Origin of the sequence: Novosphingobium sp. CCH12-A3 (assembly GCF_001556015.1) — a bacterium.
Classification (GTDB): domain Bacteria; phylum Pseudomonadota; class Alphaproteobacteria; order Sphingomonadales; family Sphingomonadaceae; genus Novosphingobium; species Novosphingobium subterraneum.
Genome location: NZ_LSIA01000194.1, coordinates 1 through 5,681, shown reverse-complemented (window position 1 = coordinate 5,681; position 5,681 = coordinate 1). Strand labels below are relative to the sequence as shown.

General features: G+C 59.4%; 3 protein-coding genes and 1 pseudogene. 2 read left to right on the top strand and 2 right to left on the bottom strand.

Annotated features, from left to right (window positions below; all coding sequences use genetic code 11):
* The first annotated feature begins 125 nt into the window (after positions 1–125).
* Both AX703_RS14755 and AX703_RS14750 read left to right on the top strand, forming a co-directional pair.
* Positions 126–1,607 (top strand): Mu transposase C-terminal domain-containing protein, encoded by a 1,482-nt coding sequence (locus AX703_RS14755; protein ID WP_053085608.1) that lies wholly within the window; start codon positions 126–128, stop codon positions 1,605–1,607.
* Complete coding sequence (locus AX703_RS14750; protein WP_042853443.1) at positions 1,607–2,428, top strand: AAA family ATPase; 822 nt, start codon at positions 1,607–1,609, stop codon at positions 2,426–2,428. Before AX703_RS14755 ends, AX703_RS14750 begins: the two co-directional genes overlap by 1 nt.
* 10 nt (positions 2,429–2,438) lie before the next feature.
* Here AX703_RS14750 and AX703_RS14745 read toward each other — a convergent pair.
* Positions 2,439–2,852 (bottom strand): annotated as a pseudogene (locus tag AX703_RS14745) (FAD-dependent oxidoreductase); the annotation flags it as partial.
* A 292-nt stretch (positions 2,853–3,144) separates the two neighbouring features.
* A complete protein-coding gene (locus AX703_RS14740) occupies positions 3,145–5,451 on the bottom strand; it encodes a TonB-dependent receptor (RefSeq protein WP_082734614.1) in 2,307 nt (768 codons plus the stop codon).
* Positions 5,452–5,681: the final 230 nt, after the last annotated feature.

Genomic DNA, 5,681 nt, shown 5'->3' with positions numbered 1-5,681 from the left:
CGGCAACTGACAAATAGCGCGATCAGAACGCCGCCATTTAGCGCGAGCGTTTACATCTATTGATTGGCGATCGGGCCAAATTTTGTGTCCGTTGAGCGATCCTCTTTCGGACGGGGCAGATCACCATGACCGATGATCGTAAGTCGGAATCGGGAAGTGCCGAAGTCGCGCCACGGATGGCTGTGCTCCGTCGGCACCTCCATGATGCGGTGCCGCTGGACCAAGCCGCGACCGACGCCGGCATCTCGCTCCGCACCGCTCGCCGCTGGCTCGCCCGCTACCGCGCCGATGGTCCGGCGGGGCTGGCGCGTCCTACCCGACCCGAAGCCGGCAAGCGTACCTTCCCGAAAGAACTAGTCGAACTGATCGAGGGCATGGCGCTGCTCAAACCGCCGCCATCGATCGTGACCATCCATCGCCGTCTCGCCGCCATCGTCGGCGAACGGCAATGGCGAATGCCGTCCTATGGCAGCGTGCGCGATATCGTGCGGCGGATCGATCCGGCGATGCTGACCTTGGCACATGAAGGTGCTGCCGCCTTCCGCGACAAGTTCGAGTTGGTGCATCGGCACCGCGCCGAACACCCCAATGCGATCTGGCAAGCCGATCACACCCAGCTCGATATCCTGATCCTCGATGCCGGCGGTCGCCCGGTGCGGCCGTGGCTGACGACGGTGCTGGACGATCACTCGCGCGTGATAGCAGGCTACATGGTTTTCCTCGGCGCGCCCTCCGCGCTCAACACGTCGCTCGCGCTGCGACAGGCGATTTGGCGCAAGGCCGATCCGACCTGGCCGGTATGCGGCATTCCCGACGTCCTGTACGTCGATCACGGATCGGACTTCACCAGCCTTCATCTCGAACAGGCTGCGGCCGATCTGCGTATCCGCCTGATCTACTCTGCCGTCGCGCGTCCACAGGGGCGCGGCAAGATCGAGCGGCTGTTCCGCACCATCAACACCGAACTGTTGGCGGAACTGCCGGGCAATCTTCGTAACGGCAAACCGGTATCGCCCCCGCGCCTGACGCTTCCCGAACTGGACGCTGCGATCGGCACATACATCGTGGCGACCTATAACGTCCGCCCGCACAGGGCGATCGGCGTACCGCCCGTCGATGCGTGGCGCGGCGATGGCTGGCTGTCCCGGATGCCGGAAACGCTGGAGGAACTGGACGCGCTGCTGGTCATGGTCGCCAAGCCGCGCATCGTCCACCGCGACGGCATCCGTTTCGAGGGGCTGCGATACTTCAACCCTACGCTCGCCGCCTATGTCGGCGAGCCGGTGACGATCCGCTACGATCCTCGCGACGTAGGCGAGGTTCGGATATTCCATCGCAACGTCTTTCTGTGCCGGGCCGTCAGCCCCGACCATGCCGGCCTGAGTATCACTCTCAAGGACGTGCAAGCCGCCCGCATCGCCTATCGTCGTCGCCTGCGGAGCGAGATCGGAGAGCGGAAGGCCCGCGTTGCGGACTATCTGCCCGCGATCTTGCGCCCGCTGGGTTCCGGCTCGGTGCGCGCCTCAACGCCAAAACCCACGCCTGCCACGTCCCCCGAGGTGACACGGAGCAAGCCGCGTCTCCGCACCTATTACGAGGGCGAGTGATGGCAGACGGCAGCGCTCGCGCCACCAGCTTCATCTCGACGCAGGAACATCGCCGCTTCACCGAGTTTGCCAACGCCGTCCGCAAGCACCGCTACATTGGCTTGTGTCACGGCACGGCCGGCGTCGGCAAAACCCTTTCCGCGCGACGCTACGCGCGCTGGGACGGCGCAGTCGATCTGCTCATGACCTGGGGTGCGCGGCAGGCGTCCGATCTCAAGATATATGCCGACCTCGCCCGTGCGCGTGCCGTGTTCTATACGCCGACAGTCGGCAGCACGCTGCGCGAGCTTCGTCAGGACCTGCCCCGCCTCATCGATCGGGTCGATATCTGTATCGATCAGCATGTCCGGCCCAAGGATCAGATCGTCGTTTCGCCCCGGAAGCATTTCGTCGAACTGCTGATCGTCGATGAAGCCGACCGCCTGTCCAACACGGGGCTGGAATATCTGCGTGACCTGTTCGACCGGCAGGGCATCGGCCTTATCCTGATCGGGATGCCGGGCATCGAAAAGCGCATGGAGCGATACGCACAGCTTTTCAGCCGTGTCGGCTTCGCCCACCAGTACCGGCCCTTGCAGGATCAGGAGCTGACCTTTGTCCTCACGCGGCGCTGGCGCGACCTCGGACTCGCGATGGACGAAGCGGACTTCACCGACGCGCAGGCGGTCGCCACCATCGTGCGGATCACGGGCGGCAACTTCCGTCTGCTCCACCGGCTGTTCGTTCAGATCGAGCGCATCCTGAGGATCAACGGCCTGAACGCGATCACTGACGACGTGGTGGAAGCTGCACGCAGCACCCTCGTGATCGGTGTCACTTAGCGCTGACAGAACGGTGCCAATCAGCGCTGATATCTACAGAATGGACACCGGCAAGGTCATTCCCTGCGCAGGTTAGCTTACGCGGGCTGCCTCCGGTCGCCCACACCAGCGTGCCATAACCGAGCGAGCCACCATCGGCGAAGGCCACGGTTTTATCCGTCGGATCGACCATGACCACGCGGCGGCCGGTCAGCATTGTTATCTCGCGTTCCGACCAGAAGGCGGCCGGCCGGATCATGATGCGTTCGAAGCTTTTGTCGCCGGCAAGATAGTCCTTGGACAACGGCGGCCGTTCATAGGGCAGTTCTGGCTCGTCGCCGACCAGCGCAATCGTCCCCGCAAACTTCGCTTGCCGCAGGGCGATCGCCGTCTGTCCACCACCATGCCCGGCGCCCACAATGACTACATCCGCGCGCTCGGTCATCGGTTCGACCTCACCGCCGGAAACATGGCGACTAGATAGTCTGCAAGCACTCGACATACCCCCTTGGTTGAGAAAAAGTGGTGCCTTGAACTCGTGCTTGGTCCCGGGTTTGCGCCCCGCAGCCGAAATTGCGGGTGCCGCCGCGGTCATTGTGACGCTTGGGTAGGCAATATCGCCTATATCGGCTCCTTCCAGACCAAGGTGAATAATGCACCGCCAGGAGCCTACACCAAACCTCTAGCAGCATAGTCGCCATCATCCGCAGACGCCATTGGGATCAATTGAAGATCGATCACAATCTAAGAGATATGGATCCTGAAAAAGTTCTTGGCGCAAGAACTGAATTGAACACCGATCCAGTTATAGTCTCAGAAGGAACACCGGAATTATAGATAAGTGCATTCGTCAAATTTCGGATGTTGAAAGCAAATGAGACGCGATCAAGCTCGTATCCGAGCCTGAAATCCACTTTGTTGTAGGCAGGTACATTTTCGATCGCGTAATCAACCGCCGAGGTACTCCGCCGGCCAACCCTCGCGTAGCTTCCGAAAATCGAAGCCTTGCCCGGGCCGAGGTCGAACTCGTAGCGGGCCGAGACGTTCGAGCTGAATTTCGGCGCGTTCGGGAGCACAAAGTCGGCAAACCCCGCACCAACCGGAACATTTTTGGCCTTTGAATCGAGATAACTGGCGGATGCGGAAAAATTAAGTCCGCGCATCGGGCGGATAACCATGTCGAACTCGGCACCCCTTACCCATGCGTCGACGTTAAAGACGTAGAGCGCAAAGTTTTGGGTCGAGAAGGTTTGTAGATTCTTGTAATCGTAATAGAAAATCGAACCGTTGAAATCGAGCACTCCGTTGAGCATTCTCGATTTAACACCGGCCTCATAGTTCACAAGCGTCTCAGGTTTGAACTCGGCTACGGAAACGGGATAAAGCTGGTTTGCACCGGTATTGAACCCACCTGCCTTTGTGCCCCTGTTTACGCCAGCGTAGACATTGACATTTTCATCGAGTTTATATTGAGCAACGATGCGTCCTGACCAGGATGTCGTTGATATTGACTTGTCGAATCCGACGAACTGCACGAGCGGAACCGGCGACGCCCCTGCGATCACTGCGCAAATATTGACCGGGATCGTAGGATTGGTCGTGCAGGAGGACTGATTGACACCACGCTTCTGGTCACTGGTTACGCGGCCGCCGACAATAACACTGAACTTGGGGCTAAAGTGGTAGGTGGCTTCCGCAAATCCAGCGTAAGACGTGGTTCTCAGACGCAGGGCCGCATTGAGATTGATTCCATAGAACGGTATATCGTTTAGATTAACATTTGCGCCGGTATGGTTGTTGATCCACAACCCATAAAGACCGGCGACCCAGTCAACATTACTTACCTTTCCGGAGAGTCTGATCTCTTCGGAATATTGGCGGCCCCCAGGATTGCTTTGATTAAAAATAGCTGTCGGGAATCCGCTCGCAAGCTGGGTGTTGTAGAGTTGATCGGAGTACTGATAGTTTGAGATCGACGTCAGCTTGATTCCGGACCCAATCGTCCAATCGATTGTCGCGGTGGCGTTAAGATATTTTCCGTTGAATTTTAGGTAGTTGGCGGTTGGCGCATTGTAAGGGCTCTTCAGTGATGCCGCGCAGTCACCGAGTGGAGAATAAGTGGTCGGAACTGTCCCAACTGTCGTGCGGCAGAAATTCTGATACGCGGCAAAATTGCCGGGCGTGACGCCGACCGGCTTACCGTTCGCCCCGATAAACGCGCGCGTCGTGCTCGCGACAGGGCCTTGTTGGTCCGGAAAACGGTCTGCATATACGCTGAGCAGGGCCCGGAAATCGCTACTGGGCTTATACTGGAGTTGCGCACGGACAGCTTGAACATCTGTGCCGTTATGGTCTGGCCCGATCGGATTGCGGATGTATGCGCCACCCTTTTCGGCATGATATGCGATACGGCCTGACCAGTCACCGCCAAGGCTGCCGCCGACGGCCCCTTCCGTCATGAACTTGTCGTAGCTCCCATATTCGGTCGTGACATAAGCCTCGAACTCTTGGCTGGGTGCTCGGGTAATATATTGGACAAGGCCACCCGTCGCATTGCGCCCGAACAGTGTTCCTTGCGGCCCCTTGAGAACCTCGACACGGTCGACGTCGAAAACCGGCTGAGTCAGCGCGGTCGAGAGGCCGACATACGCTCCGTCCACATAGGTGGCGACCGGTGCTTCCTGGTGAGCCGCGATATCTTGCTGGCCGACCCCACGGATGATCGTCGTGACATAAGCACCGCCACCCGGGGTAGTTGAGCGCACACCTGGAACAAGATCTGGAAGATCCATCGACGTTGTGAAGCCGCGGGCGGTGAGATCCTGTCCCTTGATCGCGCTGATCGCGATCGGGACGTCGCGAAGATTTTCCGACTTCTTCTGCGCCGTCACGATGATGTCGCCCTCAGCGTTTGGGTCTTGCGCCGCGGGGGCGTCAGAAGGCGGCGTCGGAGCTGGTTGGGCGGTCTGTGATTGAGCGTATGCGCCTTGGGACAAGGTCAGCAGTGTCGCAAGCGTGACCGGCGCGAGAGCAGTTAGTCTCATATTTTCATCCCTCTCCTTCCGGGCGGCCGCCTTCTGTGGACGTGCTCGCAAGCCGGCTTTTCAAAAATGATTAGAGACCTAAGTAATATATGAAAGGAAACGCGACGCAAGCCATATTCAGGGCACCCGGCCAGCAGCGTCGCTCCGGCCCATAGCGACGGTCCCGTCGGAGGTGCTCTATAGGCTGTACCGCCCTAAAAACGTACCTATCGTGACCGAGGACAACGGAA